A 14,084-nucleotide genomic window follows, 5' to 3' on the forward strand; every position below is an offset into this window, starting at 1 on the left:
CACGGATAATCCGACGCCATGAATCCCTTGCTCGCCCGGTTGCAGCCCTATCCTTTCGAACGGCTGCGGCAACTCTTCGCGGGCGTCACGCCCCCTGCCGACCTGCGCGCCATCAGCCTGGGCATCGGCGAGCCCAAGCATCCGACGCCGGCCTTCATCAAGGAAGCGCTGACCGCCGGCCTGGGCGCGCTGGCAGCCTATCCGGCGACCGCCGGCGAACCCCGGCTGCGTGCCGCCTTCACGGACTGGCTCAAGACCCGTTACGACCTGACGCTGGACCCCGCCACGCAGGTCCTGCCGGTCAACGGCTCGCGCGAGGCGCTGTTTGCACTCGCTCAGACCGTGATCGACCCGAGCGCCGGCTTCAAGCCGGTGGTCGTGTCGCCCAACCCGTTCTATCAAATCTACGAGGGCGCCGCCCTGCTGTCGGGCGCCGACGTGTACTACGCGCCCAGCGTGGCCGCGCGCAACTTCGCCGTCGACTGGGACAGCGTGCCGGCCGACGTGTGGGCGCGCACCCAACTGGTGTTCGTGTGTTCGCCCGGCAACCCGACCGGCGCGGTGATGCCGCTGGACGAATGGCAGAAGCTCTTCGATCTGTCCGACCGGCACGGCTTCGTCATCGCCTCCGACGAGTGCTACAGCGAAATCTACTTTCGCGACGAGCCTCCGCTGGGCGGGCTCGAAGCCGCAGCCCGCCTCGGCCGCCACGACTTCAAGAACCTGATCTCCCTGACTTCGCTGTCCAAGCGCAGCAACGTGCCGGGGCTGCGCAGCGGCTTCGTCGCAGGCGATGCGGGCATCATCAAGAGCTTCCTGCTCTATCGGACCTACCACGGCAGCGCGATGAGCGGCACCGTGGCGGCAGCGAGCATCGCAGCCTGGGGCGACGAGGCGCACGTCGTGGACAACCGCGCGCAATACCGCGCCAAGTTCGCGGCCGTCACGCCCCTGCTCGAACAGGTGCTGGACGTGCGGCTGCCCGACGCGAGCTTCTACCTTTGGGCCGGTATCCCCGCGCAGTGGGACGGCGACGACGCGGCCTTCGCGCGCGCTCTCTACGCTCAATACAATGTCACAGTGCTACCGGGCAGCTATCTGGCGCGCGACGCGCAGGGCAGCAACCCCGGCCGCGGCCGTATCCGCATGGCCCTCGTGGCCGAAACCGAGGAATGCCTCGAGGCGGCCCGCCGCATTGTCGATTTCGTTCGGAAAGCGCCTCGCTGAGGCGCAGCGCACGCCACCGTCCGTCCCCCTTACCTTTCAATTCAGAGACCCAGTCATGACACAGCAACTCCAGCAGACCATCGACGCCGCGTGGGAAGACCGCGCCAACCTGTCGCCCGCCCAGGCCTCCGCCGAGGTGCGCGAAGCGGTCGAGCACGTGATCTGCGAACTCAACAACGGCAAGCTGCGCGTGGCCACCCGCGAATCGGTCGGCCAGTGGACCGTGCACCAGTGGATCAAGAAGGCGGTGCTGCTGTCCTTCCGCCTGAAGGACAACGAGCAGATCCAGGCCGGCTCGCTCGGCTTCTACGACAAGGTGCAGACCAAGTTCTCGCACCTGTCGGCCGCTGAACTCAAGGAAGCCGGCGTGCGCATCGTGCCGCCGGCCGTGGCCCGCCGCGGCAGCTACATCGCCAAGGGCGCGATCCTGATGCCCAGCTACGTGAACATCGGCGCCTACGTGGGCGAAGGCACCATGGTCGACACCTGGGCCACGGTGGGCTCGTGCGCACAGATCGGCGCCAACTGCCACCTGTCGGGCGGCGTGGGCATCGGCGGCGTGCTGGAGCCGCTGCAGGCCGGCCCGACCATCATCGAGGACAACTGCTTCATCGGCGCGCGCTCCGAAGTGGTCGAAGGCGTGGTGGTCGAAGAGAACTCGGTGCTGTCGATGGGCGTGTTCATCGGCCAGAGCACGCCGATCTACGACCGCGCGACCGACTCCGTCAGCTACGGCCGCGTGCCTGCAGGCTCGGTCGTCGTGGCCGGCAACCTGCCCAAGCCCGGCGGCAAGTACAGCACCTACGCCGCCATCATCATGAAGAAGGTCGACGCCAAGACGCGCTCGACCACCAGCCTGAACGACCTGCTGCGCGACTGATCCGTTTCGATTCCCCGCCCGCCAGCCCCACGCATCACGCCCACCCCATGTCCCGCACGCTGCTGCTCGCCGAACAACTGATCTCGCTGCCTTCGGTCACCCCCGACGACGGTGGCTGCCAACCCCTGCTCGGTGAGCGCCTGGCCGCGCTGGGCTTCCGGCTGGAGACCATCGAAAGCGGGCCGGCGGAGTTCCGGGTGACCAATCTCTGGGCGGTGCGCACGGGCCGTGGTGCAACGAAGACGCTGGCCTTTGCCGGCCACACCGACGTGGTGCCGACCGGCCCGGTCGAGCAGTGGACCAGCCATCCCTTCGCGCCGACGCACCGCGACGGCAAGCTGTACGGCCGCGGCGCCTGCGACATGAAGACCTCCATTGCCGCCTTCGTGGTGGCATGCGAGGAGTTCCTGGCGACGACGCCCGAACCACAGCTCACGCTCGCCCTGCTGCTGACCAGCGACGAGGAAGGGCCGGGGGTGGACGGCACGGTCATCGTCTGCAACACGCTGGCCGCGCGCGGCGAAGCGATCGACTACTGCATCGTCGGCGAGCCGACTTCGGTCGAGCGCTGCGGCGACATGATCAAGAACGGCCGCCGCGGCACCATGAGCGGCAAGCTCACGGTCCGGGGCGTGCAGGGCCATATCGCCTACCCGCACCTGGCCAGGAACCCGGTGCATGCCTTTGCGCCCGCGCTGGCCGACCTGGTCGCAATCAACGCGGCGGGCGGCTGGGACGCGGGCAACGCCTTCTTCCAGCCGACGAGCTGGCAGATCAGCAACTTCCATTCGGGCACCGGCGCAGGCAACGTGATTCCTGGCACGGCGGTGATCGACTTCAACTTCCGCTTCTCGACCGAATCGACGGTCGAGTCGCTGCAGCAGCGCGTGCAGGCCGTGCTGGATGCCCACGGCCTCGATTTCACGCTGGCCTGGACGGTCGGCGGCCTGCCCTTCCTCACGCAGCCGGGCGAGCTGGTGGAAACGGTGCAGGAGGCCATCCTGGCCGAAACCGGCATGGCCACCGAGCTGTCGACCAGCGGCGGCACCAGCGACGCGCGCTTCATCGCGAAGATCTGCAAGCAGGTCATCGAGCTGGGACCGGTCAACGCCAGCATCCACAAGATTGACGAGCACATCGCGGTGGCCGACATCGATCCGCTCAAGAACATCTATCGCCGCACCATCGAAGGGCTCGAAGCCCGCCTGGCTGCCGCATGAGCAGCGTCATCGAACTCATCGAAGCGAGCGCCACGCGCCTGGCCGATGCCGGTGTGGCGTTCGGCCACGGCACGGCCAACGCCTTCGACGAAGCCGCCTGGCTCGTGCTGTGGCAACTTCGCCTGCCAATCGACGACCTCGATACGGTCGCCGACCTGCCCGTCTCGCCGGCCGACGCCGCGCGCGTGGACGCACTGTTGACCACCCGCATCGACACCCGCAAGCCCGCGGCCTACCTCACCAAGGAAGCGTGGCTGCAGGGCGTGCCCTTCTACGTCGACGAACGCACCATCGTGCCGCGCAGCTTCATCGCCGAGTTGCTGGCCGACGGCGGCATCGACCACTGGCTGGGCGCCTGGACGCAGCGCGTGCTCGACCTGTGCACCGGCAATGGCAGCCTGGCGGTGCTTGCCGCCATGACGTATCCCGATGTCGAGGTGACGGGAGCCGACATCTCGCGCACCGCACTCGAAGTGGCCGCCATCAACGTGACGCGCCACCAGCTCGACAGCCGCGTCACCTTGTGCGAATCCGATGGCCTGGACGCGCTGCCGGGCCCGTGGGACCTGATCCTGTGCAACCCGCCCTATGTCAATGCGGCCAGCATGGCCGCATTGCCTGCCGAGTACCTCGCCGAGCCGGAACTTGCGCTCGCTGGCGGCGACGACGGCATGGATTTCGTGCGCGGCCTGCTGCGCGACGCGCCGGCCGTGATGAGCGAACGCGCGGTGCTGGTGCTGGAAATCGGCAACGAGCGCGACTACTTCGAGGCCGCCTTCCCCTGGCTGGCGCAAGAGGCCATCTGGCTCGAAACCTCGGCTGGCGAAGACCAGGTCCTGCTGCTCACGCGCGAAGCGCTGGCCCGCGACCACGCCTGAAAAACGGCGCGCCCGCTACAATGGCGGGCCCGGCGATCTTTCCTCCAAGGTCGTCCACGGTGAGGCCCGCATGATCGAAGCGCGATCGGCCGTCCGGTAGCCGCCCGGGCGCCGATGCATCCGTCTACGGACGAGTGATCGACGGCCACCCTTTACCTTTGCCCACGGCACCCGAGCCGCGACCGTGCGGTCGGCCATCGCAGCCCCGGGCCTCATTTCGCCAAGCCAATGATTACTCTGAAGAACGTCGTCCTGCGCCGCAGCGCCAAACTGCTGCTCGATGGCGCCAACGCCACCATCAACCCCGGCGAGCGCGTGGGCCTCGTGGGCCGCAATGGTGCGGGCAAGTCGACGCTGTTCGCCCTGTTCAACCGCACGCTGCACGAAGACGGCGGCGACTTCACGTTGCCCAAGCAGTGGCGCATGTCGCAGGTGGCCCAGGACATGCCCGAAACCGAGGAAGGCGCGACCGAATTCGTGGTGGGCGGCGACACGCGGCTGGTCGAGCAGCGCGAGGCCCTTGCCCGCGTCGAAAAAGCCTACGAAGCCAACCCGGACGACGGTGACCTCGGCATGGCACTGGCCCACGCCTACACCGACCTGGCCGACGCCGGCGAGCACGACGCCGTGCCGCGCGCCCAGGCCCTGATCCTCGGCCTGGGCTTCAAGAGCCACGAACTCGACCATCCGGTGACGAGCTTTTCCGGTGGCTGGCGCATGCGGCTGCAACTCGCACGCGCGCTCATGTGCCCGAGCGACCTGCTGCTGCTCGACGAACCCACCAATCACTTGGACCTGGACGCACTCGTCTGGCTGGAAGCCTGGCTGCAGAAGTACGAAGGCACGATGATCGTCATCAGCCACGACCGCGAATTTCTCGATGCGGTGACCACCGTGACGCTGCACATTGCGAATGCGCAACTGACGCGCTACGGCGGCAACTACAGCAAGTTCGAAGAGATGCGCGCGCTGCACATGGAGCAGCAGCAGGCCGCCTTCGGCAAGCAGCAGGAAAAGATCGCACACCTGCAGAAGTTCATCGATCGCTTCAAGGCCAAGGCCAGCAAGGCCAAGCAGGCACAGAGCCGCGTGAAGGCACTCGAGCGCATGGAGAAAGTCGCTCCGCTGCTGGCCGAGGCCGACTTCACCTTCGAATTCAAGGAGCCGGGCAACATTCCGAACCCGATGCTGTCGATCACGCATGCCAGCTTCGGCTACATCGTCGACGACACGCCCAAGACCATCCTGACCAACGTCAGCAAGTCGGTGCAGGCAGGCCAGCGCATCGGCATCCTGGGTGCCAACGGCCAGGGCAAGTCCACGCTGGTGAAGACCATTGCGCGCGAAATGGGCGCGCTGGCCGGCACGGTGACCGAAGGCAAGGGCTTGAACATCGGCTACTTCGCGCAGCAGGAACTCGACGTGCTGCGTCCGCAGGACACGCCGCTCGAACACATGGTGCGCATGGCGCGGGAGCTCGGTGCCGCCGCCAAGGAACCGACCGGCGAGCAGGCGCTGCGCGGCTTCCTGGGCAGCTTCAACTTCAACGGCGACATGGTCAAGCAACCGGTCGGCACCATGAGCGGCGGCGAAAAGGCGCGGCTGGTGCTGGCCATGATGGTCTGGCAGCGCCCCAACCTGCTGCTGCTGGACGAACCCACCAACCACCTGGACCTCGCCACCCGCGAAGCCCTGGCCGTCGCCTTGAACGAGTTCGAAGGCACGCTGATGCTGGTGAGCCATGACCGCGCCCTGCTGCGTTCCGTCTGCGACGAGTTCTGGATGGTGGGCCGCGGCGGCGTGACCGACTTCGACGGCGACCTTGACGACTACCAGCGTTACCTGCTCGAAGAAGCCAAGCGCCTGCGCGAGGAGGCCAAGGAATCGGTCAAGAACGCAGCCGCCCAGGCGGTCGCGGCGGCGGCGGCCGCTCCTGTGCCCGTGGCTGCTCCTGCTGCCTCCGTGACGGCGGCAACGGCGGCGGCAGGGCCCACGGCCGCCCCGCCCGCAGGCCGCGACCAGCGCAAGCAAGGCGCCCAGGACCGCCAGCAGCGCAACGAACAGCTCAAGCCGATCAAGCGAGAGATCGCCCAGATCGACGAACAGCTCTCGGCAGCCGGCGCCGAGAAAGCCACACTCGAAACGCGGCTGGCCCAGCCGCTGCCAGCCGCGGAAATCGCCGAAGCCGGCAAGCGCCTTAAACTGGTCAACGACCATATAGCCCAGCTCGAGGAACGTTGGCTGGCCTTGTCGGATCAACTCGAGACACTGACCGCCTAGAAAGGACCCCGCGCATGGCCTCTGCCCTCGAACTCGCCGAAGGTGACCCGGCCCTCGTCGCCGCCGTGCTGCGGGCACGCCGACTCATTGGCCGCAAGGCACTCATGGCAGCGGCCGCCAGCGCCGTGCCCCTGCCGGGCATCGACTGGGCGGCCGACGCGGCCCTCCTTACTCGGCTGGTGCCGCAGATCAGCGCGGAATTCGGCCTGTCTGTCACACAGGTCGAGCACCTGGCGCCGCACAAACGCGAGCGCATTCAGAAGGCCGCCTCGACACTGGGCGCCGTGCTCGTGGGACGGCTGGTCACGCGGGATCTGATCCTCACGCTGGCGCGCCACGCGGGCATGCGATTGACAGCCAAGCAGGCCACCAAGTACGTGCCGATCGCCGGCCAGGTGGTATCCGCTGCGCTGGGGTACACCGCCATGCGCGCGCTCGGAGAGATGCATATCAAGGACTGCGTGCGCGTGGCGAAATCGGTTCAGCACGTGCTGCCCGCGCCTTCGGCCACCCCGGCGGCAACTGACCCGTCCGCCGCACAAGGGGCCAGACTGCCATCCGGCAAGACGGAAGTGGCGGGTTTCGACCGGATGATGCGGCGCCTGCGTCTGCGCTGAACGGACGGCATGCCAAAGCACGGCGCCCTCGGCGATGACCGAGGTCGCTCCTTACCTTTTTTGTTCTTGCTGTTGCAATTGCGGTGCCGCGCATTCAGTTTCACCTCAGCTTGGGGCCCGCAAACTCGCGTCCCTTGAGCCAACGGGAGAAAGCCATGTTTCGACATTTCTGGTCCATCGTCACCATCGTCATGTGCAGTGGCGGCTTCACGGGTTACAGCCTCATTCGCGTCGCAAGCCTCGCCGACGCTGCCGACGAAGCCGTCATTGCCGCGCAAGACGGAGCTGAAAATCACAAGGCGCCACCGCGCGCCTGAGATACGCACAGCGGGTCGCTTCAATCTGCGCAGGCCTGGCCTGTGCGGCTGTCCATAATGCGTCTGGCGCGCTCGATCCGACCGCGCGGAGAGACCGACCATGCGTTTGCTGATCGTTGAAGACGATGTCCTGCTGGGCGATGCCCTGGCCACGGGCCTGCGCCAGCGCGGCCATGCGGTCGACGGGTTCGGCGATGGCGCCCAGGCCGACGTCGCCCTCGCAGGCGCCGCGTTCGACGCCGTCGTGCTCGATCTCGGCCTGCCGCGCGGCGACGGCATGATGTGGCTGAGGCGCTGGCGTGAGCGCGGGCTCACGCTGCCGCTGCTGATCCTGACCGCGCGCGACGGCATCGAGCAGCGCATCGAGGGACTGGACGCCGGCGCCGACGACTACCTGGTCAAGCCGATCACGATCGACGAACTCGCGGCGCGGCTGCGCGCGCTGGTCCGCCGTTCCGCGGGCCAGGCACAGGCGTCCTGGCAGCATGGCGCCCTGGCGTACGACCCGGCAGCGAAGGTGGTCCGATGGCGGGGCGCGCAGGTCGATCTCACCGGCCGCGAACTGGCCCTGCTCGAAGCTTTCCTGAGCCAGCCGCAGCGCGTGCTTTCGAAGGCGCACCTGCTGGACAAGCTCTACGACTGGAGCGGTGCCGAGCCCGAGAGCAACACCCTCGAAGTGCACATCCACCACCTGCGCCGCAAGATCGATCCGAACATCGTTCGCACGGTACGCGGCGTGGGCTATGCGCTGGGTTCCTGCGAGGTGGCATCTTGAGCCTGCAGCGGCGGCTCCTGCTGTACCTGCTCATCTGCGCACCGCTGGTCTGGGGCGTGGCGCTGTACTTTTCGCTCAGCCGTGCGCGGCTCGAGGTCAACGAGCTCTTCGACGCCGAGCTGATCCGGCTGGCGCGCCAGGTGCAGGCCACGCTGGGCCACGGCCTGCCGGTCGAGGCGGTGCCGCCACCCCCTGCGCCGAAGGGGGGTGCCGTGCGAACCGGCGATGCCGATGAGGGCGACCTGGCAGTGGCGGTATGGGACCGCAGCGGCCAACTGATGATTTCCGACCGTGAAGGCGTCCAGCTGCCCTACCGCCCCGAGCGCGGCGGGTTCGTCGACGAGCAGTTGCGTGGCCATGCCTGGCGTGTTTACTACCTGCAGTCCTTCGACGGCCGGTGGCTGGTGGCCTCGGGCCAGCGCGTCTACGAACGTGACGAACTGGTCTATGGCCTGACGGTCAGCCAGGTCGTCCCCTGGCTGTTGGTGCTGCCCGTCCTGCTGGGCGTGATGGCCTGGGCGGTCAGGCGTGCGCTGTCGCCCATGGCAAGGCTGACACGCGTGCTGCAACGCCGCCCCGCCAACGATCTCCAGCCACTGCCAGAAGAGCGTGCACCGGCCGAGCTGCGGCCCATGCTCGGCGCGATGAACGGGCTCTTCGCGCGCATCGAGCAGATGCTGGTGCGCGAGCGTCGCTTCACTGCCGATGCGGCGCACGAACTGCGCACGCCGCTGGCCGTGCTGCGCGCGCAGTGGGACGTGGTGCAGCACGCCGGCAGCCCGGCCGAGCGCGCAGCGGCCGAGGCCAAGTTCGGCATCGGCCTCGACCGAATGGACCGCCTGGTCACCCAGATGCTGGCGCTGTCGCGTGTCGAATCCGGGATTGCACCGACGCTCGACGAGGTGCAGTGGACGCCCATCGTCGAGCAGGCCATGAGCGACTGCCTGGCCCTGGCCGAGCGTCGCAACATCGAGCTGGCCTGCGACTGGCCACCACCCGGCAGGCACCCGATGCCGCTGCTGGGCAACGAACACTTGCTGACCGTGCTGCTGCGCAACCTGCTGGACAACGCAGTGCGCTACGCGCCGGCCGGCAGCGCCGTGACGCTGCGCATCGGGCAAGAAAGCATTGAGGTCGAAAACGCCGGTCCACCGTTGTCCGCCGAGCATTTGGCCCGCCTGGGCGAGCGCTTCTACCGGCCCGACGGCCAGCAGGAGGTTGGCAGTGGCCTGGGCGTATCGATCGTGCGCCGCATCGCGCAGCTGCACGGACTCGAACTGGTGTTCGGCAGCCGTGCCGACGGCACGGGCGTGCGCGCATTGCTGCGCTTCGACAACGCCCACCGCTGAGCGCGACGCTGGTGAACTACCTGGCGGCCTTGGCCTTGTCGAGCAACGCCCGTGCTTCTTCCCTTCGGCCGGTGTCCGCGACCTGGCGGCCGGGCCGCGACGGCGCCTGCAGCGCCCGTTCCAGGTAAGTCACCGCCTCCTGCGGCTGCTTGGTCTCGACCAGGTATTCGCCGTAGAAGAAGTTCGGGTCGATGCCCTTCGGGTTGAGCGTGAGTGCCTTGGTCAGCAGTTCCTTCGCCTTGGCCTTGTCGCCGAAGCCGACCGGCCAGCCCGGCACCTTGTAGTAGAGAACGCCCAGGCTGTTGTAGGCCGAGCCTTCGAGCGCAGCGCCATCGATGGCGATGGCGGATTCGTACAGCGCCTTGGCCTGCTTGACCAGGCCGAGCGCGCCGAGCCCACCCTTTTCGCCGGCCCATGAGCTCACGATGATGCCTTCCCATACCAGCGGTTCGGGGCGGCCGGGGAAGGCCTCGCTCACCTTGTGCGCCTTGGCGGTGAGCGCCTCGAAGCCCTTCTCGCGTTCGGCGGCGGGGCTCTGGTAGCGGATCGCCTCCCAGTCGTGCTGCAGCTCGGCGACGGCGTCGTCGACGGCGGCGGCTCGGGCCGGCAGCGCAGCGAACAGCGTCAGGGTGACCAGGCTGGCGGCGAGGCATCCGGTCAGCCGTCGGCGCGAGCGGGAGCGCGAGGCGTACAGAGGGGCGTGGAGATCGGTCAGGGTGGCGGTCATCGTTGTCTTCGTTGTCTTCGTGGTGGGAATTCAGAGGGCGTTGCGCATCAGCGAATGGCTGTCGGCTTCGGCCGGGGTGTCCCTCGGCAAGGTGCCATCCAGCACCGCCGTCGGGGATGTCGTGACGGGCGGCAGGCTCTCGCGGTGCTTGCGGAACGACCCGTCGAGCAGTCCGGGTGCGACGCCGTTCAGGCGGACCGCCAGACTTTCGGGAAAGCCCAGGAAGCGCTCGGCCGCGCCACTCTCGATCAGTTGCAACAGCGCCCTTGCGGCGACTTCCGGCGCGTCCATTGCCGTGCCGGTGGCCTTGTTGTAGCCGTCGACGGCGTCGCTGTTGAAGGCGGTCCGTGTGCTGCGCGGGCCCAGATACTGGACGCCGACCGACGTCCCGCCCAGTTCGCGCCGCAGCGACTCTGCGAAGCCGCGCAGCCCGAACTTGCTGGCGCTGTACACGCTGAAGCCCGGCAGGCCCAGGCGCCCGAGCACCGAGCCGACGAAGACGACGCGCGACTCGGTGCAGCTGCGCAGATGCGGCAGCAGCGCCTGGGTCAGCAGCATGGGGGCGAACAGGTTCAGGTGCAGCACCTGGGCCATCTCGTTCGTGGCGAAGGACTCGATGCGGCCGAAGGCGGGCACGCCCGCGTTGTGGACCAGGACGTTGCAGCCCCAGCCGGCTGCGACCTCGGCGATGCCGGCGAGGCTCGAGGTGCGGGTGAGGTCGGCGGCATACCACTCGATGCTGGGCGGCGGTGCATGGGCACCAGCACCGGTGCAGGTGCGAGCCAGCGCCCGCGCCTGCGCGGCCAGCCGCGCAGGCGAGCGGCCGAGCAGCATGACGCTGGCCCCCGCGCCGACCAGTGCGGCCGCGGCCGCCTGGCCGATGCCGCCGGTGGCCCCCGTCAGCAGCACACGCGCGTCCTTCGCCTTCATGCCGCGACCGCCTTGGCCGTGGTCGATACCGCTGCAGGCACGGGCAACGGCAGGCTGCGGAACACGTCGCCATAGAGCCGGTAGAACGCCTGTGCCGCATGGATGATGTCGGCCTGGTCCGCCGGTGACTCGACCTGATCCATCAGCAGTTCGAAATGCGCCGTGTGCTCCTGGTCGAGCGTGCCGTGCGAGCGCAGGTAGCTGAAGGCCGCATCCGGCAGGCCGAGCGGCTTCTGGATCTGGTCGGCAGCCATCAGGGCGAGCGAGACGCTCGTGCCTTCGAGCACATGCACCATGCCGAAGAAACCGAGCGGATTGCGCCGCGCGATGGTGTCGTAGGCATAGGCCACCATCACCTCCGTCGCGTGGCCGGGGGGGCCGTTTCGCACCGCATCGGCATCGCCGCCGCAGGCACGGATGTCGTCGAGGATCCACAGGTCGTGGCCTTGCTCCTCCTCGATGTATTCGTCGAGCGGCCCGCGCAGCCATTGATTGGCCGGTGGCAGTGCGGCCTGGCAGGCATGCAGCAACGGCACGGTGTGGCGCACATGGTGATAGGCCTCACGCAGAAAGGCCAGGTAGCTCGGCAGCGAAACCTCGCCGCGCAGGCAGCCCTGGATGATGGGCGTGCCCAGCAGGCCCATGCGTGCGTCGGCGGTCTCTTGGACCAGGCGTGGGTAGAAAGTCATGAAGGCTCCAGGGTTCAAGGGGTGGGACGCGATGCCGTCTCGAGGGCATCCGCGTGCATTTGAAGAATGGCCGCGCGCTGCGGGCGACCGTTGGCGGTGGCCAGGCCGGACGCGGCGCTGAAGTCGGCCCGGCCGCGCGCCCAACGTTCGATACGGGCGTAGTCGGGCAGCAGTTCGTTGGCCGCTTCGACCGCCGCCTGAAGGACGGTGTCGGGCAGGTCGGGCCGCGTCGGCCACAGCACCGCGCTCAAGGCCGGCTCGCCGTCGCCGAACACCACCGCCTGCGCGATGGCGTTCTCGCCGCGCAAGGCCGTCTCGACCCATTCGGGCGACACGTTGCGGCCGAAGGCCGTGATCAGCACGTGCTTCTTGCGGCCCTGGATGTGCAGGAAGCCGTCGGCGTCGATCATGCCCAGGTCACCGGTCGGCCACCAGGCCGGTGGCGCCTGCGATGCTTGCGGTGCTGGCGTGTGGCCCAGGTAGCCGCTGAAGAGGCTGCCGGCGACTTCGACTTCGCCGTCCGCGGCGATGCGCAGCCGCGCATGGGGCAGCACACGCCCGGCACTGCCGGCGCGCGCCGCGCCCGGCAGGTTCAAGGTCTGCACCGAGGCGCCCTCGGACAGCCCGTAGCCTTCGTGCGCCGGAATGCCAACAGCCTGCGCTGCCTCGAGCAGCTTGGCGCCCACGGCCGCGCCGCCGACGGCCACCATGCGCAACGATGCCGGTGCGCGCTGCCCGCTCTGCAGCAGGTGGCCGACCCAGGCGCGCAGCATCTGCGGCAGCAGGATGATGCTGTGCGGCTGCCGGGCTGCGACCACGCTCTGGAACTGCACGGCATCGAAGCTCGACGATCCGCGCAGGCCGAGTTGTTCCAGCGGGAGCACCACGCAGGTGGCGCCGCGCATCAGCGGCGCCATCAGGCCCGCGATGTTCTCCAGCAGCACTGCGAACGGGAGCGCGCACAGGTGGCGTTGAATGTCGAGCGGGGCCATGGCCGTGACCAGTCCCTCTGCCACCTGCTGCATCGCCGCGCCAGAGAGGCACACGCCCTTCGGCGCGCCGGTGGTGCCCGAGGTGAAGGTGATCTTGGCCGTGCCGGCGGGCATCGGCACGGGGGCGCCCGGCAGCCGCAGCATGGCCAGGGGCTGCGCTGCGACGGCGATGTCCACCGTCGGGGCGCCAGCCCATCGGGCGGCCAGCATGGGCAGGGTCAACACCGTGTCGACGCCTGCGGCCTGCAGGGCGTGGCCGATCTGCTCGGGCGTGAAGAACACCGGCAGCGGCACATGCACGACGCCAGCCGCAGCGGCCGCAAGGTCTGCGACGACCCAGGATGCACCGTTGTCCATCAACGTGGCGAGCACCTGCGTGCGTTGGGCCACCAGCCGATCGCGCAGGACATCGACCTCGGCCTGCAACGCCTCGCGCTGCCAGGCGCGCTCGCCGTCCTCCAGGGCCGCAGTGGCGCCCAGGGCGAGCGCCGTCATTGCGCATCCCTCGCTGCAGCGCGACGCGTCATGTGGTGCAGCGCCTGGCCGAGGTGCCCGGCCAGCACGACCGGTCGATGGTCGTAGTAGCTGCCCCAGTGCGTGGCCTCCGCACCAAGGGCGGCCGGGTCGGCGGTGCCAAGCGCCAGCGGCGTGACGCCGATGCGCACGAAGAGCTGACGCAACTCGGTCGTGAGCGTGCTCACGACCCACTGGAAGCCTTGTGCGGCCAAGTGCGGGCCGAGCAGCGCGATCAGGCGCCGCCCCTCGCCGGACCGTGACGCCGAGAGGTGCCCTACCTCGACCACGCTGCGGCGCACCGGCTCGGCCCCGGCTTGCGCGGCGAGCAGTGTCTCAACCGGCGACGGCAGGTAGCGCTCGAGAAACAGCGGCGCACCCGCGGCGCTGCGGTACCCAGCGGCCGCAACGATTTTGCCGCGGTCCTGCAGGCTCACCAGGACCGGGGTGAACTGCTGCACACGGGCGCCGTAGCGCTGCGCAAAAACGTCTCTGATGAAGGCTTCGACCTCAGCGCGCCGCGGGTCGTCGTGCCCATGCACGACAAGAGCGAGCCGCTCGGACGCGACACCGGCCGGCGGCGACGGATTGCCGTCGTCGGAGGAAACAGCCATGAACATTCAAACTCCTTCGGTCCCGTGCCGAAAGGCGGCTCGGCTTGAAGGAACGGATGGTCGCGCATGGCGATTA

The 14,084-nt window shown here is 68.6% G+C and carries 13 protein-coding genes and 1 pseudogene; 9 read left to right on the forward strand and 5 right to left on the reverse strand.

Features of this window, described 5'->3' with window-relative positions; genetic code table 11:
• The first annotated feature begins 18 nt into the window (after positions 1–18).
• The 9 genes and pseudogenes from dapC to J2W36_RS20420 all read left to right on the forward strand — a co-directional run bounded on the left by dapC (position 19) and on the right by J2W36_RS20420 (position 9,543).
• Complete coding sequence (gene dapC, locus J2W36_RS20380) at positions 19–1,227, forward strand: succinyldiaminopimelate transaminase (RefSeq protein ID WP_307691599.1); 1,209 nt, start codon at positions 19–21, stop codon at positions 1,225–1,227.
• Positions 1,228–1,282: 55 nt separating this feature from the next.
• Positions 1,283–2,107: a 2,3,4,5-tetrahydropyridine-2,6-dicarboxylate N-succinyltransferase gene (dapD, locus tag J2W36_RS20385; RefSeq protein ID WP_307691600.1), complete on the forward strand. Its 825-nt coding sequence runs from the start codon at positions 1,283–1,285 to the stop codon at positions 2,105–2,107.
• A 47-nt stretch (positions 2,108–2,154) separates the two neighbouring features.
• Positions 2,155–3,327 (forward strand): succinyl-diaminopimelate desuccinylase, encoded by a 1,173-nt coding sequence (dapE, locus tag J2W36_RS20390; protein WP_307691601.1) that lies wholly within the window; start codon positions 2,155–2,157, stop codon positions 3,325–3,327.
• Entirely contained in the window at positions 3,324–4,205 is an 882-nt protein-coding gene (prmB, locus tag J2W36_RS20395) for a 50S ribosomal protein L3 N(5)-glutamine methyltransferase (RefSeq protein WP_307691602.1), read from the forward strand. Before dapE ends, prmB begins: the two co-directional genes overlap by 4 nt.
• A 228-nt stretch (positions 4,206–4,433) precedes the next feature.
• Positions 4,434–6,485, forward strand: a complete 2,052-nt coding sequence (locus tag J2W36_RS20400) for an ABC-F family ATP-binding cassette domain-containing protein (RefSeq protein WP_307691603.1) — start codon at positions 4,434–4,436, stop codon at positions 6,483–6,485.
• 14 nt (positions 6,486–6,499) lie between these two features.
• Positions 6,500–6,994: pseudogene (locus J2W36_RS20405) on the forward strand (hypothetical protein); the annotation flags it as partial.
• Positions 6,995–7,257: 263 nt separating this feature from the next.
• Positions 7,258–7,419, forward strand: coding sequence for a hypothetical protein (locus J2W36_RS20410; protein WP_307691604.1), 162 nt, complete (start codon positions 7,258–7,260; stop codon positions 7,417–7,419).
• A gap of 100 nt (positions 7,420–7,519) precedes the next feature.
• A complete protein-coding gene (locus tag J2W36_RS20415; protein WP_307691605.1) occupies positions 7,520–8,194 on the forward strand; it encodes a response regulator in 675 nt (224 codons plus the stop codon).
• The gene (locus J2W36_RS20420; RefSeq protein WP_307691606.1) at positions 8,191–9,543 is read left to right on the forward strand and encodes an ATP-binding protein; all 1,353 of its coding nucleotides are present in this window, start codon (positions 8,191–8,193) and stop codon (positions 9,541–9,543) included. Before J2W36_RS20415 ends, J2W36_RS20420 begins: the two co-directional genes overlap by 4 nt.
• 16 nt (positions 9,544–9,559) lie before the next feature.
• On the opposite strand, the gene J2W36_RS20425 is transcribed toward J2W36_RS20420, so the two are convergent.
• Genes J2W36_RS20425 through J2W36_RS20445 form a run of 5 tightly spaced genes read right to left on the reverse strand, consistent with a single transcriptional unit; the run spans position 9,560 to position 14,008 of the window.
• The gene (locus J2W36_RS20425) at positions 9,560–10,270 is read right to left on the reverse strand and encodes a tetratricopeptide repeat protein (protein WP_307691607.1); all 711 of its coding nucleotides are present in this window, start codon (positions 10,268–10,270) and stop codon (positions 9,560–9,562) included.
• A gap of 30 nt (positions 10,271–10,300) precedes the next feature.
• Entirely contained in the window at positions 10,301–11,200 is a 900-nt protein-coding gene (locus tag J2W36_RS20430; protein ID WP_307691608.1) for an SDR family oxidoreductase, read from the reverse strand.
• Positions 11,197–11,889 carry an iron-containing redox enzyme family protein gene (locus tag J2W36_RS20435; RefSeq protein ID WP_307691609.1) on the reverse strand — a complete coding sequence of 231 codons (693 nt, stop codon included), beginning with the start codon at positions 11,887–11,889 and terminating at the stop codon, positions 11,197–11,199. Before J2W36_RS20435 ends, J2W36_RS20430 begins: the two co-directional genes overlap by 4 nt.
• 14 nt (positions 11,890–11,903) lie before the next feature.
• Positions 11,904–13,376 carry an AMP-binding protein gene (locus J2W36_RS20440; RefSeq protein WP_307691610.1) on the reverse strand — a complete coding sequence of 491 codons (1,473 nt, stop codon included), beginning with the start codon at positions 13,374–13,376 and terminating at the stop codon, positions 11,904–11,906.
• A complete protein-coding gene (locus J2W36_RS20445) occupies positions 13,373–14,008 on the reverse strand; it encodes a thermostable hemolysin (protein ID WP_307691611.1) in 636 nt (211 codons plus the stop codon). The genes J2W36_RS20440 and J2W36_RS20445 overlap by 4 nt, the downstream gene beginning before the upstream one ends.
• Positions 14,009–14,084 lie beyond the last annotated feature (76 nt).

The organism is Variovorax ginsengisoli (assembly GCF_030811835.1).
In the GTDB taxonomy this organism is placed as follows: Bacteria; Pseudomonadota; Gammaproteobacteria; order Burkholderiales; family Burkholderiaceae_C; genus Variovorax; species Variovorax ginsengisoli_C.

Coding starts and splice junctions, on each gene's coding strand:
- dapC (WP_307691599.1), top strand. CDS start 19: ATGAATCCCTTGCTCGCCCGGTTGCAGCCCTATCCTTTCGAACGGCTG.
- dapD (WP_307691600.1), top strand. CDS start 1,283: ATGACACAGCAACTCCAGCAGACCATCGACGCCGCGTGGGAAGACCGC.
- dapE (WP_307691601.1), top strand. CDS start 2,155: ATGTCCCGCACGCTGCTGCTCGCCGAACAACTGATCTCGCTGCCTTCG.
- prmB (WP_307691602.1), top strand. CDS start 3,324: ATGAGCAGCGTCATCGAACTCATCGAAGCGAGCGCCACGCGCCTGGCC.
- J2W36_RS20400 (WP_307691603.1), top strand. CDS start 4,434: ATGATTACTCTGAAGAACGTCGTCCTGCGCCGCAGCGCCAAACTGCTG.
- J2W36_RS20410 (WP_307691604.1), top strand. CDS start 7,258: ATGTTTCGACATTTCTGGTCCATCGTCACCATCGTCATGTGCAGTGGC.
- J2W36_RS20415 (WP_307691605.1), top strand. CDS start 7,520: ATGCGTTTGCTGATCGTTGAAGACGATGTCCTGCTGGGCGATGCCCTG.
- J2W36_RS20425 (WP_307691607.1), bottom strand. CDS start 10,270: ATGACCGCCACCCTGACCGATCTCCACGCCCCTCTGTACGCCTCGCGC.
- J2W36_RS20430 (WP_307691608.1), bottom strand. CDS start 11,200: ATGAAGGCGAAGGACGCGCGTGTGCTGCTGACGGGGGCCACCGGCGGC.
- J2W36_RS20435 (WP_307691609.1), bottom strand. CDS start 11,889: ATGACTTTCTACCCACGCCTGGTCCAAGAGACCGCCGACGCACGCATG.
- J2W36_RS20440 (WP_307691610.1), bottom strand. CDS start 13,376: ATGACGGCGCTCGCCCTGGGCGCCACTGCGGCCCTGGAGGACGGCGAG.
- J2W36_RS20445 (WP_307691611.1), bottom strand. CDS start 14,008: ATGGCTGTTTCCTCCGACGACGGCAATCCGTCGCCGCCGGCCGGTGTC.